This is a genomic window from Streptomyces sp. YJ-C3, from assembly GCF_053891275.1.
Genome location: NZ_CM132685.1, coordinates 8,938,427 through 8,958,416 on the forward strand (window position 1 = coordinate 8,938,427; position 19,990 = coordinate 8,958,416).

The window sequence follows — 19,990 nt, forward strand, 5'->3', positions numbered from 1 at the left end:
ACCACCATGGCTGACACCGAAAGCCGTACGGCGTCCCCGGACACCGTCCCGACCGGCATCTCCCGGCGCCGTCTGATCGGGACGGCGGGCGCCACCGGCATCGCCCTCGGTGCCGTCGGCGCGGGCGCGGGATACGCCGTGGCCTCCTCGGACTCCCCTGACCAGCAGGCCGCGCTGACCTCGCTGGGCGCGGACGAGGTGATGTTTCACGGGAAACATCAGCCCGGCATCACCACCCCGATGCAGGCCCGCGGCCATCTCGTCGCCTTCGACCTGGCGGCGGGAGCGGGCCGCAAGGAGGCGGCCGCCCTGCTGCGCCGCTGGTCGGCGACCGCCGAGCGGCTGATGGCGGGCAGGGCGTCGGCGTCCGACGACACCGACGTCGCCCGGGACGCGGGCCCGTCCTCGCTCACGGTCACCTTCGGGTTCGGCCACAGCTTCTTCTCGCGTACGGGCCTGGAGAAGCAGCGTCCCGCCGCGCTGGACCCGCTGCCGGACTTCTTCTCCGACCATCTCGACAAGGCCCGCAGCAACGGCGACCTGTGGGTGCAGATCGGCGCCAACGACTCCCTCGTCGCCTTCCACGCGCTGCGCGCCCTCCAGAAGGACGCGGGCGGCGCGGCGAAGGTGCGCTGGCAGATGAACGGTTTCAACCGCTCACCCGGCGCCACCGCCCAGCCCATGACGGCCCGCAATCTGATGGGCCAGATCGACGGCACCAACAACCCCAAACCGTCCGAGTCCGACTTCGACAAGCGGATCTTCGTGCCGGGTTCGGGCTCCCCGGCATGGATGGCGAACGGCTCGTACGTCGTCGTACGCCGCATCCGGATGCTCCTCGACGACTGGGAGAAGCAGTCGTCGGCGGCGCAGGAGGGCGTGATCGGGCGCCGGAAGTCGACCGGTGCGCCGCTGACCGGCGGCAAGGAGACGACCGAGCCGGACCTGGAGAAGACGGACGCGAACGGCGACCTGGTCATCCCGATCAACGCGCACGCCCGCATCAGCCGCCCCGACCAGAACGGGGGCGCCGCGATGCTGCGCCGGCCGTTCTCCTTCCACGACGGGTTCGCCGCGGACGGCGCCCCGGACGCCGGGCTGCTGTTCGTCTGCTGGCAGGCGGATCCGCTGCGCGGCTTCGTGCCCGTGCAGCGCAAGCTCGACCGCGGCGACGCCCTCTCCCGGTTCATCCGGCACGAGGCGAGCGGCCTGTTCGCGGTGCCCGGCGGCGCGGCCGAGGGCGGCTACGTCGGGCAGGCGTTGCTGGAGGGCTGAGCGCCTCCGGGTGCTGCCGTCGCCGGTCGGGGTGGCCGGTGGCGCATCCGGGAGCCGGGCGGTACCGGGCCCATTAGGGTGACCCCATGCCAGCCAGCTACGCCTATCTCGGCCCCGAGGGAACCTTCACCGAGGTCGCCCTGCGCACGCTTCCGGAGACGGCCACCCGGGAGCTCGTCCCCATGGTGTCCGTGCCGGCGGCGCTCGACGCCGTCCGCAGCGGCGAGGCCGAGGCCGCGTTCGTCCCGATCGAGAACTCCGTCGAGGGCGGCATCACCACGACCCTCGACGAGCTGGTCGCGGGCGAGCCGCTGATGATCTACCGCGAGGTGCTGCTCGACATCACCTTCGCGCTGCTCGTGCGCCCCGGCACGACGCTGGGCGAGATCAAGACGGTCACCGCGCACCCGGCCGCCCAGCCGCAGGTCCGCAACTGGATGAAGGCCCATCTGGGCGAGGACGTGACCTGGGAGTCCGCGGCGTCGAACGCGGACGGGGCGCGGCTCGTGCAGGAGGGGCGCTACGACGCCGCCTTCGCCGGGGAGTTCGCGGCCGAGCGCTACGGCCTGGTGCCGCTGGTCACCGAGATCCACGACGCGGAGAACGCGCAGACCCGGTTCGTGCTGGTGGGCAGGCCCGCGCGGCCCGCGGCGCCGACCGGTGCGGACAAGACGTCGGTGGTCATCTGGCAGGCCGACGACCACCCCGGCGGGCTGATGGAACTGCTCCAGGAGTTCTCGATCCGCGGCGTCAACCTGGTGCTGTTGCAGTCCCGGCCCACCGGCACGGGCATCGGCGACTACTGCTTCGCGATCGACGCGGAGGGGCACATCTCGGACCGCCGGGTGGCGGAGGCGCTGATGGGGCTGAAGCGGGCCTGCCCGCAGGTGCGCTACCTCGGTTCGTACCCACGCGCGGGCGTCGCCGTCGAGGACGTGCGGCCGCTGCGGACGGGGACGTCGGACGGCGAGTTCGTGGCGGCGTCCGACTGGCTGGCGCGCTGCCAGGACGGCCGGTTCTAGGGGCGGGCCTCAGGGGCCGTCGTCCCCTGTCCGACCCCTGCCGGATCCGGTTCTCCACCGCCGGATCCGGCTTCTTGTTGCCGTCACACCCGGTCCGACCAGCGGATTTTCTTCATCCACAAAAGTTATCCACAGGTGACCTTCTCGACCTGGGGACAAGTCGACAGGAAGGCATGACATGGTCGATAAATCGCCCTACAGCCCACAAGTCCGTCCACAGCCCCCCACGTCACCCCTCGTCCATCCTTTTCCTTTGATCAACTCTTTGGAGTGAAGCATTTCCACCCGAAAGTGAGCATGAAGCGGGTTTGGATCGGGAATCCTTCGTCGTACATGCGGCTTTCGGAACGACCCCTTCCGGTGTCCACAGTTCTTTCTCACAGCCTGTGGATAACTGGCCGAAGATGCACACTCCTGTGGACAACGGGTGCCCAAGTCCCGCCTCCAGCAAGGGAGTCAGGTCAAGAGGCCGGGGCGATCATGGCCCTTTCGGGGAAAGGGGGCGCTCTTATTGACGTGCCCCCACAGGGTCCCTAGTTGATCTTTTCCGGCCGCACTCCGCCCTTAATTCACATTCCGGCAAATAGGGCATAAAGCCACGCATCGGATATCGGGTCGAGAGCCGGAACCGCGCACCGGTAGCCTGGAGGGGTGATTGACCTTCGCCTGCTCCGTGAGGACCCCGACCGTGTTCGCGCCTCCCAGCGCGCCCGTGGAGAGGACGTCGCGCTCGTCGACTCCGTCCTGTCCGCCGACGAGCGGCGCAGGTCGTCCGGGCTCCGCTTCGACGAACTCCGCTCCGAGCAGAAGGCCCTCGGCAAGCTGATCCCCAAGGCCTCCCCCGAGGAGCGCCAGGAGCTGCTGAAGAAGACGGGCGAGCTCTCGGCCGCGGTGAAGGCCGCCGAGGCCGACCAGCGGGACGCCGAGGAGGAGACCCAGCGTCTCGCCCTCCAGCTGGGCAACATCGTGCACCCCGACGTCCCGCGCGGCGGCGAGGAGGACTTCGTCGTCCTGGAGACGCACGGCACGATCCGCGACTTCGGTGCCGAGGGCTTCGAGCCCAAGGACCACCTGGAGCTCGGCGAGGCGCTCGGCGCCATCGACGTCGAGCGCGGCGCGAAGGTCTCCGGCTCGCGCTTCTACTACCTCACCGGTGTCGGCGCCCTGCTGGAGCTGGCGCTGGTCAACGCGGCGATCGCGCAGGCCACCGAGGCCGGCTTCACGCCGATGCTGACGCCGGCCCTGGTGCGCCCGCGCGCCATGGAGGGCACCGGCTTCCTCGGCCAGGCGGCCGAGAACGTGTACCACCTGGAGAAGGACGACTACTACCTGGTCGGCACCTCCGAGGTCCCGCTCGCCGCGTACCACATGGACGAGATCGTCGAAGCGGACCAGCTGCCGCTGCGCTACGCGGGCTTCTCGCCGTGCTTCCGGCGCGAGGCCGGCACGTACGGCAAGGACACCCGCGGCATCTTCCGGGTGCACCAGTTCGACAAGGTCGAGATGTTCTCGTACGTCCACCCCGACGACGCGGAGAACGAGCACCAGCGCCTCCTGGAGTGGGAGAAGCAGTGGCTGACCGGCCTCGAACTGCCCTTCCAGGTGATCGACGTCGCCACCGGTGACCTCGGCTCCTCGGCCTCGCGCAAGTTCGACTGCGAGGCGTGGATCCCGACGCAGGGCAAGTACCGCGAGCTCACCTCGGCGTCGAACTGCAACGGCTTCCAGGCGCGCCGCCTGTCCATCCGCATGCGCGAGGGCAAGAAGGTCCAGCCGCTCTCGACGCTGAACGGCACGCTGTGCGCCGTCCCCCGCACGATCGTCGCCATCCTGGAGAATCACCAGCAGGCCGACGGCTCCGTGCGGGTGCCCGAGATGCTGCGGCCGTACCTCGGGGGACGAACCACTCTTGACCCCAAGTAATCGCAGCCTGGAGCCGATCACCAAGTGAGCCATCCCGCTCCCACCGCCCCCGCCTTCCCGTACAAGCTCGTCGCGACCGACCTCGACGGAACGCTGCTGCGTTCCGACGACACGGTCTCCGAGCGGACGCGCGAGGCGCTCACCGCGGCCACCGCGGCGGGCGCCGCGCACATCGTCGTGACCGGCAGGGCCGTGCCCTGGACCCGCCACATCCTCGACGACCTCGGTTACGACGGTCTCGCGGTGTGCGGCCAGGGCGCGCAGGTCTACCACGCGGGGGAGCACCGCCTCCTCACGTCGGTGACCCTCGACCGGCAGCTCGCCGGGCTCGCGCTGTCCAAGATCGAGGCCGAGATCGGGCCGATGGCCCTGGCCGCGAGCCGTGACGGCATCGAGGGCGAGGTCATCGTCGGCCCCGGCTACCGAGTGCAGGAGGGACCGCTCCCGGTCATCCCGTTCACGGATGTCGCGGAGCTGTGGGCGGCCCCCCTCAACAAGGTGTACGTCCAGCACCCGGGCCTGACCGACGACCAGCTGGCGGAGGTCGCGCGCACCGTGGCCGGTGACCTGGTGGGCGTCACGATGGCGGGCGAGGGCATCGTGGAGCTGCTCCCGCTCGGTCTCTCCAAGGCCACGGGGCTCTCCCTGGCGGCCCGCCGCCTGGGCGCGAAGTCGTCCGACACCATCGCCTTCGGGGACATGCCCAACGACATCGCGATGTTCGGCTGGGCGTCCCACGGCGTGGCGATGGCCAACGCCCACGAGGACCTGAAGGCGGTCGCGGACGAGGTGACGGCGTCGAACGAGGACGACGGCATCGCGGTCGTCCTGGAACGCCTGCTGGGCTGAGCGCGCCCCTCTGGGGGCGCGGGGAACTGCGCGAGCGACCCACCACACCTCGCATCCGGCAACCGACCTGCGGCACCAACGGCTAGACGCCGTCGCCTGGCCGCAGGCCGGCCCGGACACCGCTGAAGCCAAGCGCAGCAAAAAACGTGGAGGATGCGCGGATCGAACGCGCGCGGGGGTTCCAGCCCCGACGACGGCCTAGCAAGCCGCTGCCTTACCACTCGGCCAATCCTCCGGGTGGGCGGCCCGCGTGCCACAGATGGCACGCGCTCGAAGCGGCCGCCCCGGGCAGCACCCCTGGGCGGGGCTCAACGGAGTGCAGTGACTACTCCGGAGCCTGCCTCGGGCTGCCCTGCCGGGAGCTCGACGGACTACTGACGGACATCGTCGCGCTCCTCTCCCGGTCGATGGACGCCGGTGGTGGACCGGCGCGGTGGTACGACAACTACTGTGCCGCGGCACCGAGTTCGGCGCCACCGAATTAATCGCGGGTGCTTATCGGCGGCGGCGCCGCTTGCGGCGGCGTGCCTTGCTGAAGAACCATCCGGCGGGCGGCTCGTCCGACCGCCACGGCTGCGGGTCCGGGCCCCCGTCGCGCCAGCGCGCGGTGAGCATCCGGGCCCGTGCCGACGGCTCGGTCGTCTCCGCGGAACGGATGAAGTCGGCGTCCAGGACCACGTCGTCCCAGGCGTCGCCCTGCTCGGGCGTATCCCCCTCACGGATCGGCTCGGCTGCCATCGTGGGACCTCCTCGGGCGGCGTAGCGGACAGCGCACCCTCCCACCAGTGTCCAGGTGGGAGGGTGAAAGCGGCGTCAAGACCAGTGCGGGCGGTGCCCGGACCGGCTCCTACTCCTCTCCGGCCAGCTTCAGGGACCGCAGCCGCTGGCCCGCGTACCAGGTCGCCAGCACGGTCACGGCGACGAGCAGTACCGTCGCGAGCGGCAGCCCCACGTCCGAGGTGACGAGGTCGCCGCCGGCCACCTTGTGGGCGACCGCGAGGGACCACTGCTGCACGCTGAGCGTGCGGGCCCCGGCGACCAGGGAGCCGAAGAGCGCCTCCCACACGAGGGCGTAGACCAGGCCGAAGACGACCGCGTGCCGGGTCACCGTGCCGAGCAGCAGGAAGATCGCGGCGTACGCGATGGAGGCCACCAGGGCGGCGATCGTGTAGGCGACGGCGATCTGCTGCCCGTTCCCGTTCAGGATCAGGCCCGCGATCAGGGTCGGGACGGCGGAGAACACCATGGTCACGGCGATCGCCACGATGAGCTTGGTGAAGATGATCGTGGGGCGCTTGACCGGCTTGGACAGGAGATAGACCACGGAGCCGTCGTCGATCTCGGGGCCGATGGCACCCGTGCCCGCGATGACACCGATGAGCGGCACCATCGTGGCGAGCGCGAAACCGCCGAGGAGGTCGGACGCGGTCTGGTCGTCGGCTCCCGTGAGGCCGCGCACCAGCGCGGAGATCACGACGAGCAGCACGGGCAGCGCGAAGAGGATGAGGGCCCGGCGGCGGCCGAGCAGGGCCCGGTAGGTGAGCCGGGCGACAGTGGGGTCGTACATCAGGGCCTCCTACGCCGTGACTAGGCCGCAACCAGGTAAGAGAAGACGGACTCGAGGGACTCGTCGGACGGCGAGACCGTGAGCAGGCGGATGCCGTGTGCCCGGGCGACCCTCGGCAGCAGCGTGGTGAACCGGCCGAAGTCGACGGCCTGGATGCGCAGCGCGCCCTCCTTGAGGTCGACTTCGATGCCCGCGGTCGACGGGTCCGCGATCAGCGCGGCGGCCAGGGCCCGGTCGTCGCTGGAGCGGATGAGGTAGCGGTGCGGGCGGTCGGTCATCAGCCGGCGGATCTTGCGGAAGTCGCCGCTGGCCGCGTGCCGTCCGGCGACGATCACCTCGATGTGGGAGGCGAGCTGCTCGACCTCTTCGAGGATGTGCGAGGAGAAGAGCACGGTGCGGCCCTCGTCCCCCATGCGATGCAGCAGGTCCATGAGCTGCATGCGCTGGCGCGGGTCCATGCCGTTGAACGGCTCGTCCAGGAGCAGCACGGAGGGCTCGTGGACCAGCGCGGACGCCATCTTCACGCGCTGGCGCATGCCCTTGGAGTACGTCGAGATCTTGCGGTCCTGCGCGTACTCCATCTCGACCGTGGCGAGCGCCTTCTGGGCCTCCTTCTTGCCGAGGCCGTGCAACTCCGCGTTGGCGACGACGAATTCCTGTCCGGTGAGGAAGTCGTACATGGCCTCGCGCTCGGGGACGATGCCGATGTGGCGGTAGATCTGTTCGTTGCGCCAGATCGGCTGTCCGTCGAGCGTCACCGTCCCGTTCGACGGGGCCAGGAAGCCGCCCATCATGTTGATGAGGGTGGACTTTCCCGCGCCGTTCGGACCGAGCAGGCCGGTGACGCCCGGGCCGATGTTCATCGTGACGTCGTTGACTGCGACGACGTTGCCGAACCAGCGTGATACGTGGTCGATGTTGATGGCGGTCACAGTCCGACCTTCCGGTAGCGGCGCATCAGCAGCCCGTAGGAGCCGGCGATGAGCCCGAGGACGACGAGCAGATAGACCACGCCCTGGCCCGCCGAGGGGCCGTCGGCGCCGGGGAAGGCGGACGAGGCGCCCAGGAAGGCGGTCTGTACGCCGTCGATGAGCGTGATCGGCGAGAACAGGCCGAGCCAGGACACCGCGCTGCCGTTGTCCTGCGCGTAGGCGATCGCCTGGACCGTGGAGACCGCCCCGTAGGAGATGGTCAGCACGGCGATGACGGCGGCGATGCCGAAGCCCCGGCGCGGTGTGACGGCGGAGACGACAAGACCGATGCCGGCGAAGAGCAGTGACAGCAGCGCCACGGAGACCAGTCCCTGGGCGAATCCCTTGGTCTGCTCGGTGAAGTCCAGCTTGGCGAGCAGAGAGCCTACGTAGAGGACGAGCAGCGGTGCGGCGGTGAGGATGAACAGGGCCGACGCCATGGCCGCGTACTTCGCGACCACGTAGTCGACGCGCTCGATGGGGCGCGAGAAGTACAGCGGCACCGACTTGAAGCGCAGGTCGCGGGAGACGGCCTGGGGTGCCTGCGACGCCACGTAGAGGCCGACCACCGCTTGGAGGAGGACCGCGTAGCGCGTGTAGTCGACGGGCAGGTCCTTCGCCTTGGTGGCGACGGCGACCGCGACCATGATCAGCGCGGGGACGCACATCACGACGAAGAGCAGCATCGGCAGCACCTTGGACTTGGCCGAGCGGCCGAGTCCGTACGCTCCGCGCAGGCTCTGCGAGAACAGCGAGCGGCGGGCGTACGCGCGGCCCAGACGCGGGCCGTCGTAGTGGCGGTAGCCGATGTTGTGGATCTGGGTGGACGCGCGGTCCGTGGGCATGGGCTCAGTGGTCATCGCGCGAGCCTCCCGTCTGCTGTGTGGCGGCGGTGGCCGCCCAGGCGGCGGCCCGCTCGGAGGCCTGCTCCTGCCGCGGCTCGTCCTGGGGGCGGAAGACCTCGGCGATGTGGTGCCTGCGCTGTTCCATCCGGACCAGGCCGAGGCCGAGGTCCGCGACGACGTCGCGCACGATGTCGTACGTCTCCTCGCCCTGCGCGGTGATGAGGACGGTGTGGCCCGCGCCGGGCAGTTCGCCGCCGGTGGTCGTCTCGATCCCGCGCCGGGCGAAGGCCTCGCGCAACGCGCCGGTGCCGTCGGGGTGTTCGTCGCTGTCGGTGACCTCGATCGCGAGCGTCGCCGTGTTCTGCGTGAAGTCCGTGGTGGAGCTGGAGCGCAGCAGCTTGCCGCCGTCGATCACGACGACGTGGTCACAGGTGCGCTCCAGCTCGCCGAGCAGGTGCGAGGTGACCAGGACCGAGATGCCGAAGTCCTGGTGGACGCGGCGGATGAGGTCGAGCATGTCGTCGCGGCCGACCGGGTCCAGACCGTTCGTCGGCTCGTCCAGGAACACCAGCTGCGGGTCGTGGACGAGGGCCTGGGCCAGCTTCACGCGCTGCTTCATGCCCGTCGAGTAGCCGCCGATGGGGCGGTAGCGCTCCTCGTACAGGCCGACGTGGCGCAGTGTGTCGGCGGTGCGCTCGCGGGCGGCGGTGGGCGGCAGGCCGGACATGCGCGCCATGTGGACGACGAACTCGGTGGCCGAGACGTCGGGCGGCAGGCAGTCGTGCTCGGGCATGTACCCCACGCGCTCACGGATCTCAGCGCCCTTGGTCGCGACGTCGAGCCCGAGCACTTCGGCACGGCCCTCCGAAGCGGGGGACAGACCCAGCAGGATCTTGATCATGGTGGACTTGCCGGCTCCATTGGCTCCGACGAGTCCGGTCACCCCGGGCCCGATGTCCATGGTCAGCCGGTCAAGCGCGGTCACCCGGGGGAACCGCTTGCTCAGGCTTTCGGTCGCGATCACAGTCACGGTTCGACGGTAGTGGCGCAGACCACAGCGATTCGTCAGACCACAGGCTCGACCTCGTATGAGACCTGAGTATTACGGGTCCCTAGGGGTCCTCCCTGAGTAGCCCCTCGCGCCCCGGGTCGTCACTCGTCACGGTGCCGACTCTGTGCACATCGCGGACGTTTTCCACAGTCTGCCGCAGGCCTCTTGACGTCGCCGTCAGGCATTGTCACATTCATCAGTGTCAAGTTACGAGCGCGTACGGCGACGGCCCGGTCACGGGACCCGGGCGGCCGGGACACGGACGGACGGTGGCATGACCCCAGCAGTGGTACGGGAACTCTCCGCGGAACTGAGGGGGTTCCGGGAGGTTCAGACGCTCGCGTACGAGTGCGCGGAAGCGGTCGCGGCGCAGCTGAAGCCCGGTGTGACGGAGCGCGAGGCGGCGCGGATGCAGCGGGACTGGCTGCGCGAGCGCGGGGTGCGGGACTGGTTCCATCTGCCCTTCGCCTGGTTCGGGGACCGCACGGCGTTCGTGAACTTCCGTGTACCGCTGCAGTTCTTCCCCACGAACCGGAAGCTGGAGCCGGGGATGCCCTTCATCCTCGACATGGCTCCCGTCCTCAACGGCTGTACGGCCGACATCGGGTACTCCGGCTGTCTCGGGCTCAACCCGGTGCACGACAAGCTCCTCGCGGACCTCGAGGCGCACCGGGAGCTGCTCCTGCGCGAGGTGCGCGAGCGCCGGCCGCTGCGCGAGATCTACGAGGACGTCGACCGGCTGATGGTGCGCCAGGGCTATGCGAACCGGCATCGCGCGTATCCCTTCGGCGTCATCGCGCACAAGGTCGACCGGGCCAAGGAGCGCCGCTTCAACCCCACCCTCTTCGGCTTCGGCACGCAGTCGCTCAAGGGCCTGGCGAGCGACGCGCTGCACGGACACCGGGACGGCTGGTCACCGCTGTGGTCGCCGTACAGATTCTCGGACCATCCGCCGCAGCCGGGGCTGTGGGCGGTGGAGCCGCACCTCGGATTCCGCGGCACGGGCGCCAAGTTCGAGGAGCTCCTCGTGGTCACCGACTCCAAGGACCCCGAGGAGAGCGCCTTTTGGCTGGACGACGATCTGCCGCACGTGCGGCGCTGGGCGGAGGGCATCTGATGACGGACCTGACGAAGATCCACGGCGCGCGCGAGCGCTGGGTGCACACGGGCGGCATCGAGCTGTGCGTGGTCGAGCTGGGCGACGCGGCGCGGCCGACCGTCGTCCTCGTGCACGGCTACCCCGACTCCAAGGAGGTCTGGTCGGAGGTCGCCACCCGCCTAGCGGACCGCTTCCACGTGGTCCTCTACGACGTGCGCGGACACGGCCGTTCCACGGCGCCGGCCCCGCTGCGCGGCGGCTTCACCCTGGAGAAGCTGACCGACGACTTCGTGGCCGTCATCGACGCGGTGAGCCCGGACCGGCCCGTCCACCTGGTGGGGCACGACTGGGGTTCGGTGCAGTCGTGGGAGTTCGCCACGGTCGAGCGCACCGAGGGCCGCATCGCGTCCTTCACCTCGATGTCGGGTCCGTCGCTCGACCACTTCGGGCACTGGATCAAGCAGCGCATGAAGCGGCCCACGCCCCGCAAGGTGGGGCAGCTGCTGGGGCAGGGCGCCAAGTCCTGGTACGTGTACATGCTGCACACGCCCGTCCTCCCGGAGCTGGCCTGGCGCGGGCCGCTCGGCAAGCGCTGGCCGGGCATCCTGGAGCGCGTGGAGCGGGTCCCGGCGGGCGACTACCCGACGGCGTCGCTCCCCTCGGACGCGGCGCACGGCGCCTGGCTGTACCGGGACAACGTACGGGCGAGACTGCGCCGCCCGCGCGAGGACGCGTACGCGCACACGCCCGTGCAGCTCATCACGCCCCTCGGGGACGCCTTCCTGTCGCCGAAGCTCTACGACCAACTGGAGCAGTGGGCGCCCCAGTTGACCCGCCGCACGCTGCCCGCCAAGCACTGGGTGCCGCGCACCCGGCCGGACCAGCTCACGGCGTGGATCGGCGAGTTCGTCACCGCGAACGAGCAGCGGGAGGCGGGCGTGCCCGCACAGCGCAGGACGGCCGACGGCAAGCACGCGGACCGGTTCGGCGGCCAGCTCGTCCTCGTCACCGGCGCCGGCAGCGGCATCGGGCGGGCCACCGCGTTCGCGTTCGCCGAGGCCGGCGCGCGCGTGGTCGCCGTGGACCGCGACGCCGAGAGCGCGGCCCGTACCGCCGAGATGGCCCAGCTCATAGGCGCCCCCGAGGCATGGGCGGAGACCGTCGACGTCTCCGACGAGCAGGCCATGGAGAAGCTCGCCGAGAAGGTCGCCGCCGAGTACGGCACCGTCGACGTCCTGGTGAACAACGCGGGGATCGGTCTGTCGGGGTCCTTCTTCGACACGACCCCGGAGGACTGGAAGAAGGTCCTCGACGTGAACCTGTGGGGCGTCATCCACGGCTGCCGGCTGTTCGGCAGGCAGATGGCCGAGCGCGGACAGGGCGGCCACATCGTCAACACCGCGTCCGCGGCGGCGTATCAGCCCTCGAAGGCGCTGCCCGCCTACTCCACCTCCAAGGCCGCCGTCCTCATGCTCAGCGAGTGCCTGCGCGCCGAACTGGCCGGGCAGGGCATCGGGGTCTCCGCGATCTGCCCCGGCCTGGTCAACACGAACATCACGTCGACGGCCCGCTTCGCCGGGGTCGACGCGGACGAGGAGAAGCGCCGCCAGAAGAAGTCCTCGCGCCTGTACGGCCTGCGCAACTACCCGCCGGAGAAGGTCGCCGAGGCGATCCTGCGCGCCGTGGTCGACAACAAGGCGGTGGTCCCGGTCACCCCGGAGGCCCGCGGCGCCCATCTCATGTCCCGCTTCACGCCCAGGGCGCTGCGCGCGATCGCACGGATGGAGCCGCCGTTGTGAGCACCGCGGACCGTACGTACGGCCCCGAGGAGTCTTCGGGGCAGCACACGATCGCTGCGCGCCGCGTCTCCTTCGACTGGGAGTCGACGCCGCTGCACTGGATACCGGACGAGCCGACCGCCACCCACGTCATCAACGTGCTGCATCTGCTGCTGCCCGCGGGGGAGCGGTGGTTCGTGAAGGTGTTCAAGGAGGCGCTGCCGCTGGTCGACGATCCCGAACTCCTCAAGGACGTGAAGGGGTTCATGGGTCAGGAGGCCACGCACAGCGTGCAGCACGCGTACGTCCTCGACCACCTGGCCGTCCAGCGGCTGCAGACCGCCGACTACACGAAGTACGTCGACTTCCTCTTCGAGAAGCTGCTCGGTGGGACACCTCCTCCGGGGATGCCGATACCGGCGCAGGAGTGGCTGCGCCTCCGCCTGTCGGTGATCGCGGCGATCGAGCAGTTCACGGCGGTGCTCGGCGACTGGGTGCTGTCTGCCGACGCCCTCGACCGGGCGGACTGCGACGCGGTCATGCTCGACCTGCTGCGCTGGCACGGTGCGGAGGAGGTCGAGCACCGCGCGGTCGCCTTCGACATGTACCAGCACTGCGGCGGCCGGGGGCTGCGCCGCTACGCCCGCCGGACAGCGGGTATGGCGGTCACCGCGCCCGTGATGCTGTACCTGTGGGCGTGGGGCGCGGCCTATCTCGTCCGGCACGACCCGCAGCTCGCCGGGCGGCTGCGCTACTCACTGGCCGAGCACAACAAGGCCGTGCGCAAGGGGCTGCTGCCGAGCTGGCGGGAGCTGGGTGCGGCCGTACCCCGTTATCTGCGCCGGTCGTACCATCCCTCGCAGGAGGGTTCGCTGCGCAAGGCCGTCGAGTATCTGGCGGCCTCGCCCGCGGCCCGGGCCGCGGCCGGTGCGATCGGCCGCTCGGCCGTGGCGTGACCGGCCGGTGCACGACCGGACCGGCCCGTCCGCAGGGACGTACGACCGAAGGGCGTGGGGTGTGACGGAGCAGTCGGTCGCCGAGTACCGGATCGAGGACCTGGCCCACCACAGCGGAGCCACGGTCCGCACGATCCGTGCCTACCAGGACCGTGGGCTGCTGCCCCGGCCCGAGCGCCGCGGCCGGGCCAATGTGTACACGGCCGCGCACCTGTCCCGGCTGCGCCAGATCGCCGACCTGCTCGACCGCGGCTACACCCTGGCCTCCATCAAGGAGCTCCTGGAGGCCTGGGACGCGGGCCGGGGCCTCGGCGGGGTGCTCGGCCTGGTCGCCGAGGTGGACGGACCGTGGACGGACGAGCGGGCGGGCCGTATCACGCGGGCGGAGCTGGACGAGCGGTTCGGTGGCCGTCCCGACGAGGCCGCCGTGCAGGACGCGATCGAGCTCGGTGTGCTGGAGCGGGTTCCGGGACGGGACGACGAGTTCCTCGTACCCAGCCCCCAAGAGCTCGCTGTGGCCGTGGAGTTGTACGCGGCGGGCGTTCCGCTGTCCGCGATCTCGGGCCATCTGCGGGAGTTGAGGGGACAGATCGAGCATATTGCGGCTCGTTTCCTGGAGTTCACCACCGAGCACGTCTTCGCGCGCTACCTCGGCCCTTATCCGCCGACCGACGCGGAAGCCGCCGAAGCCGCCTCGCTCGTGCGCCGTCTGCGCCCGCTCGCCCAGCAGTCGGTCGATGCCGAACTGGCGCGCGCCATGCGTCTGTTCGCCACCAAGCACCTCCACCGGCACCTCGCGGAGGGTCCGGTCGCATCACCGGCGGACGAACCGCAATCCGTCTCCCTGCCCGCCGGGACAATGCGCGCCGTACGCGGGCTTGTTGGGCCTGAGGGCGTGTCCGCCTTCATCGCCGCGGCGGCTGAACGAGAGGTACAAGCAAGGACATTGGACGCACTGACGTCAAAACACCGCAAGTAGAACTTTGTTGATCAAAAGCCTCCTTTCGCGCGGGAGTTGTCCACAGAATCGCCAATTCCCCTGTGGATAAATGGACTTGGCTGTGGATCAAACATGCGAGCGCAAACTCGTGGAAGAAATCCGCGTGCACGGCGGACAGGCCCCCGGGCACCCTGACGCCATGAAGGAACGCATGAATGAACAGCGGACCGTGAAGGTCTCGAAGTACCTCTCGAAGCATCTGCGACATCAACCGGACCGCATCGGGCTGACGCTCGACGAGGCAGGCTGGGTGGAGATCGACACGCTGCTCGCCGCGGCCGCCGCGCACGGCTTCCGGGTCAGCCGGGCCGAACTGGACCAGGCGGTCGCGGAGAACGACAAGCGGCGCTTCACCGTCGACGGCACCCGCATCCGCGCCAACCAGGGCCACACGATCGACGTCGACCTGGGGCTGGCGCCGGAGCGGCCACCGGCGTACCTGTACCACGGCACCGTCGCCCGCTTCCTCGACGCGATCCGCGCCGAGGGCCTCCGCCCCATGAGCCGGCACGACGTGCACCTGTCCGCGGACCGCGAGACCGCCACCCGGGTGGGCGCCCGCCGCGGCCGTCCGATCGTGCTGTCGGTGGACGCGGGCGCGATGCACCGCGACGGCCACACGTTCCGGGTGAGTGCCAACGGCGTCTGGCTCACCACCGCCGTTCCCCCGGGCTACCTGCGCTTCCCCGGCTGAGACCGGCCGACCGGGCAGGACAGCACCGCCACGGCCCACGGGCCCGGTGGCGACACCGCACCTGCCGACCGCCCCGAGCACCGGCGGAGCCGCCCGCATACGCTCACTGACATGACCGACAAGGCCCGCACGCCCCAGCCCCCGCTCCGCCTGAGCACCGTGATCCTGCCCTACCGCCGCTGGCACGAGGGCGCCCGCGAGGCGTGGCTGCGCGCCGAGGAGCTGGGCTTCCACACCGCGTACACGTACGACCACCTGTCCTGGCGCGTGCCGTTCCGCGACGGGCCGTGGTTCGGCGCGATCCCCACGCTCACCGCCGCGGCGGGCGTCACCGAGCGGATGCGGCTGGGCACCCTGGTGACCTCACCGAACTTCCGGCACCCGGTCACCCTCGCCAAGGAACTGATCTCGCTCGACGACATCTCGGGCGGCCGGGTCACGCTCGGCATCGGCGCCGGCGGCACCGGCTTCGACGCGAGTGCCCTCGGCCGCGGCGACCAGGAGCCGTGGACGCCCCGGGAACGGGCCGACCGGTTCGCCGAGTTCGTCCCCCTGCTCGACCGGCTGCTCACCGAGGACACGGTCTCGTACGACGGCACCTTCTACTCGGCGGGCGGCGCGCAGAACATCCCGGGTTGTGTGCAGCGGCCCCGGCTGCCCTTCGCGGTGGCCGCGACCGGGCCGCGCGGCCTCAAGCTCGCCGCGCGCCACGGTCAGGCGTGGGTCACCACCGGCGACCCGAAGCTGTACGAGACGGGCACCCCGGAGGAGTCGATTCAAGCCATTCGCGGTCAGGTCGAGAAGCTGACCGCCGCATGCGCCGCCATCGGCCGCGACGTGGCCGAACTCGACAAGATCCTGCTCTCCGGATTCACCCCGGACCGCGGCCGTCCCCTGGAGTCCGTCGACGCCTTCGTGGACTTCGCGGGCAGGCACCGGGAGCTGGGCTTCACCGAGATCGTGGTGCACTGGCCGATCCCCGACACCGGCTTCGCGGCCGACCAGAAGGCCTTCGAGGCCATCGCCACGGAGGCCCTCGCCCAACTCGGCTGAAACACGTGGTGTGACAGCGGGCGCCAGGCGGGGCGCATGCGCCAGGACCGTACTCATCTGCGCGCCCCGCCGCACGCCCGTGCGCGCATATGCGCGACCATAGGGCGGTGACCTCACCGACCCCTGGGCCCTGGACCCCGGCCCCCTCCGCCCCCGCGCCCCGGCTGATCGCCACGGACCTCGACGGCACGCTGCTGCACGACGACAAGACCGTTTCCCCGCGGACGGTCGCCGCGCTGGCCGCGGCCGAGGAGGCCGGCATCGAGGTCTTCTTCGTGACGGGCCGCCCGGCCCGCTGGATGGACGTCGTCAGCGACCATCTGCACGGTCACGGCCTGGCGATCTGCGGCAACGGCGCCGCCGTCGTGGACCTGCACGGCGGCCCCGGCAACCACCGCTTCGTGAAGATCCGGGAGCTGGCCGTCCCGGCCGCGCTCGACGTCGTCGCCGTCCTGCGCGCGGCCGCCCCCGGCACGTCGTTCGCGGTCGAGCGGACCGGCGGCCTGCACCACGAGCCGACGTACCCGCCGCTGCACCTCGAACCCGGCGAGAGCGTGGCGGCCGCCGAGAAGCTGCTCACCGCGGACTTCGAGGGGTCCGTCGTCGCGGACCAGCCGGTCCTGAAGCTCCTCGCCTACCACCCGGAACTCGGCCCCGACGCGTTCCTGGCCCTGGCCCGGACCGCGGTCGGCGACCTCGCGGCCATCACCCGCTCCAGCCCGAGCGCCCTCCTGGAGATCAGCGGACGGGACGTCTCCAAGGCCAGCACGCTCGAACTGTGCTGCGCCGAGCGCGGCATCTCCCCCGCCGAGGTCGTCGCCTTCGGGGACATGCCCAACGACATGGAGATGCTCGCCTGGGCGGGCACTTCCTACGCGATGGGCAACGCGCACCCGGACCTGCTGACCGCGGCGACCGGCCGGACGGCGACCAACAACGAGGACGGTGTGGCCCGCGTCATCGAGGACATCCTGGCCGCCCGCTGAGCCCTACAGCCGCACGCCCCGCTCGGCGAACCACTTCACCGGGTCCACCCCGGACCCCAGATACGGCGTGAGCCGCACCTCGAAGTGCAGGTGCGGCCCCGTCGAGTTGCCGGTGGTCCCCGACTGCCCGAGCCACTGTCCCGCGCGCACCTTCTCGCCCTGGTCGACGGTGACGGCCGCGAGATGCGCGTACTGCGTGTAGTAGCCGCCCGGGTGCCGCACGACGACCTCGATGCCGAAGCCGCCGCCGCAGGACACGCTGACCACCCGCCCGGCGCCGGCCGCCCGCACGGGCGTGCCGATGTCGACGGCGAAGTCCTGTCCGGTGTGCCGGTGCGCCCAGCGCTCGCCCGCGCTGTCGAAGCCCGCGGACAGCGTGTACGTCTCCACGGGAGGCATCCACGCGCGCGTGGTGCGGAATTCCGGCTGTGCGAGGCGGACGGCGCCACGGCACTGCCCCGCCGTCACCGACCGGTCGGCCTCGCCCTGCAGCGCCCACTGCGCCTGTTCCAGCTTGCCCGCGATGCTCTTCTTCAGTTGTGCGAGGCGGACGTTGCGCGCCTGTAGGGAGTGCCATTGGGCGGCCGCCTCGCGCTGCCCCTCCGCGAGCTTCTTCTCGGCGCGGCGGCTCTTGTCCACGGCGTTGTTCAGGGCCAGGTCGGCCTGCCATACCGCCCGTTGACCGTGCATCAGCTCTTCGGGATTGGCGGAGAGCAGCATCTGGGCCGTGATCGGGATGTCGCCGCCGCTGCGGTACTGGGCGCGGGCGATGCGGCCGAGATCGTCGTGCAGCACGGCGATCTCACGCCGCTCCCGCACGAGCAGCCGCTCCATCTTCTGCGCCTTGCTCTTCTGTACGGCGGCGGCTCTGCGCCCCGCTTCGTAGTGCTGCGTCGCCGCTGACGCCTCCTCAAAGAGGCGCGCCACTTCGGTGCTTGCTTCCGGGCCGTCCGCCCCCTGGGACAGCGTGGGCGGGCCGCCGAGTGCGACAAGTGCGCACAGCAGCGCCGGGACGACGAGGGAACGGCGAGGTCGTTGGCGCATGTCTCGGATCGTTGCCCGCTGCGCGGCCGCCCTCCTGCGGGACTCGTACGGCCGGGGGAACGCTTGCCCCGTACGGCGCAGAAACGTACCGCCGAATCAGGTACGCCGGGCGCCGCCGGTCAGTACGGCGCCTGCCAGACCACCGTCGTGCCGCCCTCGTCGTCCCCGAGGCCGGGGCCGTACCAGCTGTCGCCGCCGAGCGACTCGGCCCGCCTCTTGAGGTTCTTCAGGCCGCTGCGCCGCCCGCCCTCCGGGATGCCCACGCCGTCGTCGGCGACCGTCAGACGGACGCCCTGCTGCCCGTCGGGCAGGATCACGGTCGCGTCCACGACGACATCGATCCTCGCGGCGTGCGCGTGCCGGAACGCGTTCGAGAGGGCCTCCCGCAGGGCCGCGATGAGGTTCTTGCCGGTGAGTTCGCCGACGACCGTGTCGACCGGCCCCAGGAAGCGGTGCGAGGGCTTGAAGCCGAGCGGCACGGCGGCCATGTTGATCTCCCGCAGCACGCGTGTGCGCAGGCCCGACGGTGCCTCCGTGGGCCCCTGCTGGAGCGCGAAGATGGCGGTGCGGATCTCCTGGATGGTGACGTCCAGCTCGTCGACGGACTTGCCGATGCCCGCCTGCACCTCGGGCACCACGGAGCGGCGCTGGGCGGTCTCCAGCATCATCCCGGTGGCGAAGAGCCGCTGGATGACGAGGTCGTGCAGGTCGCGCGCGATGCGGTCGCGGTCCTCGAAGACGGCCAGCCGCTCCCGGTCGCGCTGCGCCTCGGCCATCATCAGCGCGAGCGCGGCCTGCGACGCGAACTGCGTGGCGAGGGTCCGCTCCACCTCGGTGAAAGGACGCCCCCCTCGCGCGCGGGGCGTCACGAGCGTCCCCAGGACGCGTCCGTCGCTCTGGAGGGGCAGCATCATGGCCGGGCCGTAGCCGCGCGCGAGGTCGGTCATCACGCGCGGGTCGGTGGCCGCGTCCTCCACGAACACGACCTCGCCGCCCAGGAGATCGGAGATGATCTCGCTCTCCGGCGGAATGATCACGCCGAGTGCGGCGGAGGGCTCCTCCGAGGCGACGGCGACGATCTCCATACCGCCCTCCTGGGCCGGCAGCAGCACTATGCCGGCCGCCGATTCCGAGAGCTGGCGGGCCTGTTCGGCGACCACTTGGAGCGCGTCCTCGGCGTCGCCGCCCGAGAGCAGCGCGGTGGTCACGGCCACGGACCCGTCGATCCACCGCTCCCGCTGTTTGGCCGCTTCGTAGAGGCGCGCGTTGCCGATCGCGATGCCGGCCTCCGTGGCGAGCACCCGGACCATGTTCAGGTCGTAGTCGTTGAAGTCCCCACCGTCGTGCTTCTCCGTGAGATAGAGGTTTCCGAAGATCTCTCCCTGTACGCGGATGGGAACGCCGAGAAACGTCCGCATCGGGGGATGGTGCGCGGGAAAGCCGCACGAGCGCGGGTCGGCCGCGAGGTCCGCCAGGCGCACCGGCACGGGGTCCTGGATGAGCGCGCCGAGCAGCCCCTTGTGCCCGTCGGGCAGCCGTCCGATACGCCGCGCGGTCTCCTCGTCGACGCCGTAGTAGACGAAGTCCGAGAGCCCCTCGCCGTCCTCGGTGATCACCCCGATCGCCGCGTACTTGGCGTCGGCGAGCTCGGCGGCGGTCTCGCAGATCCGGTCGAGCGTGGAGTGCAGCTCCAGGCCGGTGCCCACGGAGCGCATCGCTTCCAGGAGCTGCGGCACCCGCGCGGTCAGCTCGGTCGACAGCCCCTGGAGGCTGCGGGTGGCCTGGGTCGCCGCCTCCACGGCGTTCTGGGTGGGCTCGGCCGGGGAGGAAGCGGCGGGATCCGTGGGTGCTGCCATGCCCTTGAGACTAGTTAGTCC

General features: G+C 70.8%; 18 protein-coding genes and 1 tRNA gene. 11 read left to right on the forward strand and 8 right to left on the reverse strand.

The window, feature by feature from the left end; genetic code table 11:
* Window positions 1–6 precede the first annotated feature (6 nt).
* The 4 genes from efeB to ACVHNB_RS40770 all read left to right on the forward strand — a co-directional run bounded on the left by efeB (window position 7) and on the right by ACVHNB_RS40770 (window position 5,069).
* Entirely contained in the window at window positions 7–1,275 is a 1,269-nt protein-coding gene (gene efeB / locus ACVHNB_RS40755; protein ID WP_456227119.1) for an iron uptake transporter deferrochelatase/peroxidase subunit, read from the forward strand.
* Window positions 1,276–1,361: 86 nt separating this feature from the next.
* Window positions 1,362–2,297, forward strand: a complete 936-nt coding sequence (gene pheA, locus ACVHNB_RS40760) for a prephenate dehydratase (protein WP_456227120.1) — start codon at window positions 1,362–1,364, stop codon at window positions 2,295–2,297.
* A 651-nt stretch (window positions 2,298–2,948) separates the two neighbouring features.
* The gene (gene serS / locus ACVHNB_RS40765) at window positions 2,949–4,220 is read left to right on the forward strand and encodes a serine--tRNA ligase (protein ID WP_456227121.1); all 1,272 of its coding nucleotides are present in this window, start codon (window positions 2,949–2,951) and stop codon (window positions 4,218–4,220) included.
* Window positions 4,221–4,244: 24 nt separating this feature from the next.
* Window positions 4,245–5,069, forward strand: a complete 825-nt coding sequence (locus ACVHNB_RS40770; protein WP_428953637.1) for an HAD family hydrolase — start codon at window positions 4,245–4,247, stop codon at window positions 5,067–5,069.
* A gap of 147 nt (window positions 5,070–5,216) precedes the next feature.
* Here the strand turns inward: ACVHNB_RS40770 and ACVHNB_RS40775 are convergent.
* The 6 genes from ACVHNB_RS40775 to ACVHNB_RS40800 form a co-directional block, all read right to left on the reverse strand.
* Window positions 5,217–5,304, reverse strand: a tRNA-Ser gene (locus ACVHNB_RS40775).
* Between the two features lie 260 nt (window positions 5,305–5,564).
* Window positions 5,565–5,807, reverse strand: a complete 243-nt coding sequence (locus tag ACVHNB_RS40780; protein ID WP_428953636.1) for an SGM_3592 family protein — start codon at window positions 5,805–5,807, stop codon at window positions 5,565–5,567.
* 109 nt (window positions 5,808–5,916) lie between these two features.
* Window positions 5,917–6,636 (reverse strand): ABC transporter permease, encoded by a 720-nt coding sequence (locus tag ACVHNB_RS40785; protein ID WP_428953635.1) that lies wholly within the window; start codon window positions 6,634–6,636, stop codon window positions 5,917–5,919.
* Between the two features lie 20 nt (window positions 6,637–6,656).
* Window positions 6,657–7,568, reverse strand: coding sequence for an ABC transporter ATP-binding protein (locus ACVHNB_RS40790; RefSeq protein ID WP_456227122.1), 912 nt, complete (start codon window positions 7,566–7,568; stop codon window positions 6,657–6,659).
* The gene (locus ACVHNB_RS40795; protein ID WP_428953633.1) at window positions 7,565–8,467 is read right to left on the reverse strand and encodes an ABC transporter permease; all 903 of its coding nucleotides are present in this window, start codon (window positions 8,465–8,467) and stop codon (window positions 7,565–7,567) included. The genes ACVHNB_RS40790 and ACVHNB_RS40795 overlap by 4 nt, the downstream gene beginning before the upstream one ends.
* Window positions 8,457–9,476 carry an ABC transporter ATP-binding protein gene (locus ACVHNB_RS40800; RefSeq protein WP_456229006.1) on the reverse strand — a complete coding sequence of 340 codons (1,020 nt, stop codon included), beginning with the start codon at window positions 9,474–9,476 and terminating at the stop codon, window positions 8,457–8,459. Before ACVHNB_RS40800 ends, ACVHNB_RS40795 begins: the two co-directional genes overlap by 11 nt.
* A 301-nt stretch (window positions 9,477–9,777) precedes the next feature.
* Here ACVHNB_RS40800 and ACVHNB_RS40805 point away from each other — a divergent pair, with 301 nt between their 5' ends.
* The 7 genes from ACVHNB_RS40805 (at window position 9,778) to ACVHNB_RS40835 (ending at window position 17,069) form a co-directional block, all read left to right on the forward strand.
* Window positions 9,778–10,620 (forward strand): M24 family metallopeptidase, encoded by an 843-nt coding sequence (locus ACVHNB_RS40805; protein ID WP_428953632.1) that lies wholly within the window; start codon window positions 9,778–9,780, stop codon window positions 10,618–10,620.
* Window positions 10,620–12,401: an SDR family oxidoreductase gene (locus ACVHNB_RS40810; protein ID WP_428953631.1), complete on the forward strand. Its 1,782-nt coding sequence runs from the start codon at window positions 10,620–10,622 to the stop codon at window positions 12,399–12,401. The genes ACVHNB_RS40805 and ACVHNB_RS40810 overlap by 1 nt, the downstream gene beginning before the upstream one ends.
* Window positions 12,398–13,336: a metal-dependent hydrolase gene (locus tag ACVHNB_RS40815; protein WP_456227123.1), complete on the forward strand. Its 939-nt coding sequence runs from the start codon at window positions 12,398–12,400 to the stop codon at window positions 13,334–13,336. Before ACVHNB_RS40810 ends, ACVHNB_RS40815 begins: the two co-directional genes overlap by 4 nt.
* 61 nt (window positions 13,337–13,397) lie before the next feature.
* Window positions 13,398–14,315 carry a MerR family transcriptional regulator gene (locus ACVHNB_RS40820; RefSeq protein WP_456227124.1) on the forward strand — a complete coding sequence of 306 codons (918 nt, stop codon included), beginning with the start codon at window positions 13,398–13,400 and terminating at the stop codon, window positions 14,313–14,315.
* A gap of 172 nt (window positions 14,316–14,487) precedes the next feature.
* Window positions 14,488–15,030, forward strand: a complete 543-nt coding sequence (locus tag ACVHNB_RS40825; protein WP_456229007.1) for an RNA 2'-phosphotransferase — start codon at window positions 14,488–14,490, stop codon at window positions 15,028–15,030.
* Window positions 15,031–15,141: 111 nt separating this feature from the next.
* A complete protein-coding gene (locus ACVHNB_RS40830) occupies window positions 15,142–16,083 on the forward strand; it encodes an LLM class flavin-dependent oxidoreductase (protein WP_428953628.1) in 942 nt (313 codons plus the stop codon).
* 89 nt (window positions 16,084–16,172) lie between these two features.
* A complete protein-coding gene (locus ACVHNB_RS40835) occupies window positions 16,173–17,069 on the forward strand; it encodes an HAD-IIB family hydrolase (RefSeq protein ID WP_428953627.1) in 897 nt (298 codons plus the stop codon).
* Between the two features lie 3 nt (window positions 17,070–17,072).
* On the opposite strand, the gene ACVHNB_RS40840 is transcribed toward ACVHNB_RS40835, so the two are convergent.
* Window positions 17,073–18,113 carry a M23 family metallopeptidase gene (locus ACVHNB_RS40840; RefSeq protein WP_428953626.1) on the reverse strand — a complete coding sequence of 347 codons (1,041 nt, stop codon included), beginning with the start codon at window positions 18,111–18,113 and terminating at the stop codon, window positions 17,073–17,075.
* 119 nt (window positions 18,114–18,232) lie between these two features.
* Window positions 18,233–19,969 carry a GAF domain-containing sensor histidine kinase gene (locus ACVHNB_RS40845; protein ID WP_428953625.1) on the reverse strand — a complete coding sequence of 579 codons (1,737 nt, stop codon included), beginning with the start codon at window positions 19,967–19,969 and terminating at the stop codon, window positions 18,233–18,235.
* Between the last annotated feature and the right edge of the window lie 21 nt (window positions 19,970–19,990).

Excerpts from the sequence above, each read along its gene's own strand:
- ACVHNB_RS40845 (WP_428953625.1), bottom strand. The coding sequence starts at position 19,969 with ATGGCAGCACCCACGGATCCCGCCGCTTCCTCCCCGGCCGAGCCCACC.
- ACVHNB_RS40825 (WP_456229007.1), top strand. The coding sequence starts at position 14,488 with ATGAATGAACAGCGGACCGTGAAGGTCTCGAAGTACCTCTCGAAGCAT.
- efeB (WP_456227119.1), top strand. The coding sequence starts at position 7 with ATGGCTGACACCGAAAGCCGTACGGCGTCCCCGGACACCGTCCCGACC.
- ACVHNB_RS40785 (WP_428953635.1), bottom strand. The coding sequence starts at position 6,636 with ATGTACGACCCCACTGTCGCCCGGCTCACCTACCGGGCCCTGCTCGGC.
- ACVHNB_RS40805 (WP_428953632.1), top strand. The coding sequence starts at position 9,778 with ATGACCCCAGCAGTGGTACGGGAACTCTCCGCGGAACTGAGGGGGTTC.
- ACVHNB_RS40780 (WP_428953636.1), bottom strand. The coding sequence starts at position 5,807 with ATGGCAGCCGAGCCGATCCGTGAGGGGGATACGCCCGAGCAGGGCGAC.
- ACVHNB_RS40830 (WP_428953628.1), top strand. The coding sequence starts at position 15,142 with ATGACCGACAAGGCCCGCACGCCCCAGCCCCCGCTCCGCCTGAGCACC.
- pheA (WP_456227120.1), top strand. The coding sequence starts at position 1,362 with ATGCCAGCCAGCTACGCCTATCTCGGCCCCGAGGGAACCTTCACCGAG.
- ACVHNB_RS40840 (WP_428953626.1), bottom strand. The coding sequence starts at position 18,113 with ATGCGCCAACGACCTCGCCGTTCCCTCGTCGTCCCGGCGCTGCTGTGC.
- ACVHNB_RS40810 (WP_428953631.1), top strand. The coding sequence starts at position 10,620 with ATGACGGACCTGACGAAGATCCACGGCGCGCGCGAGCGCTGGGTGCAC.
- ACVHNB_RS40835 (WP_428953627.1), top strand. The coding sequence starts at position 16,173 with ATGCGCGACCATAGGGCGGTGACCTCACCGACCCCTGGGCCCTGGACC.
- ACVHNB_RS40795 (WP_428953633.1), bottom strand. The coding sequence starts at position 8,467 with ATGACCACTGAGCCCATGCCCACGGACCGCGCGTCCACCCAGATCCAC.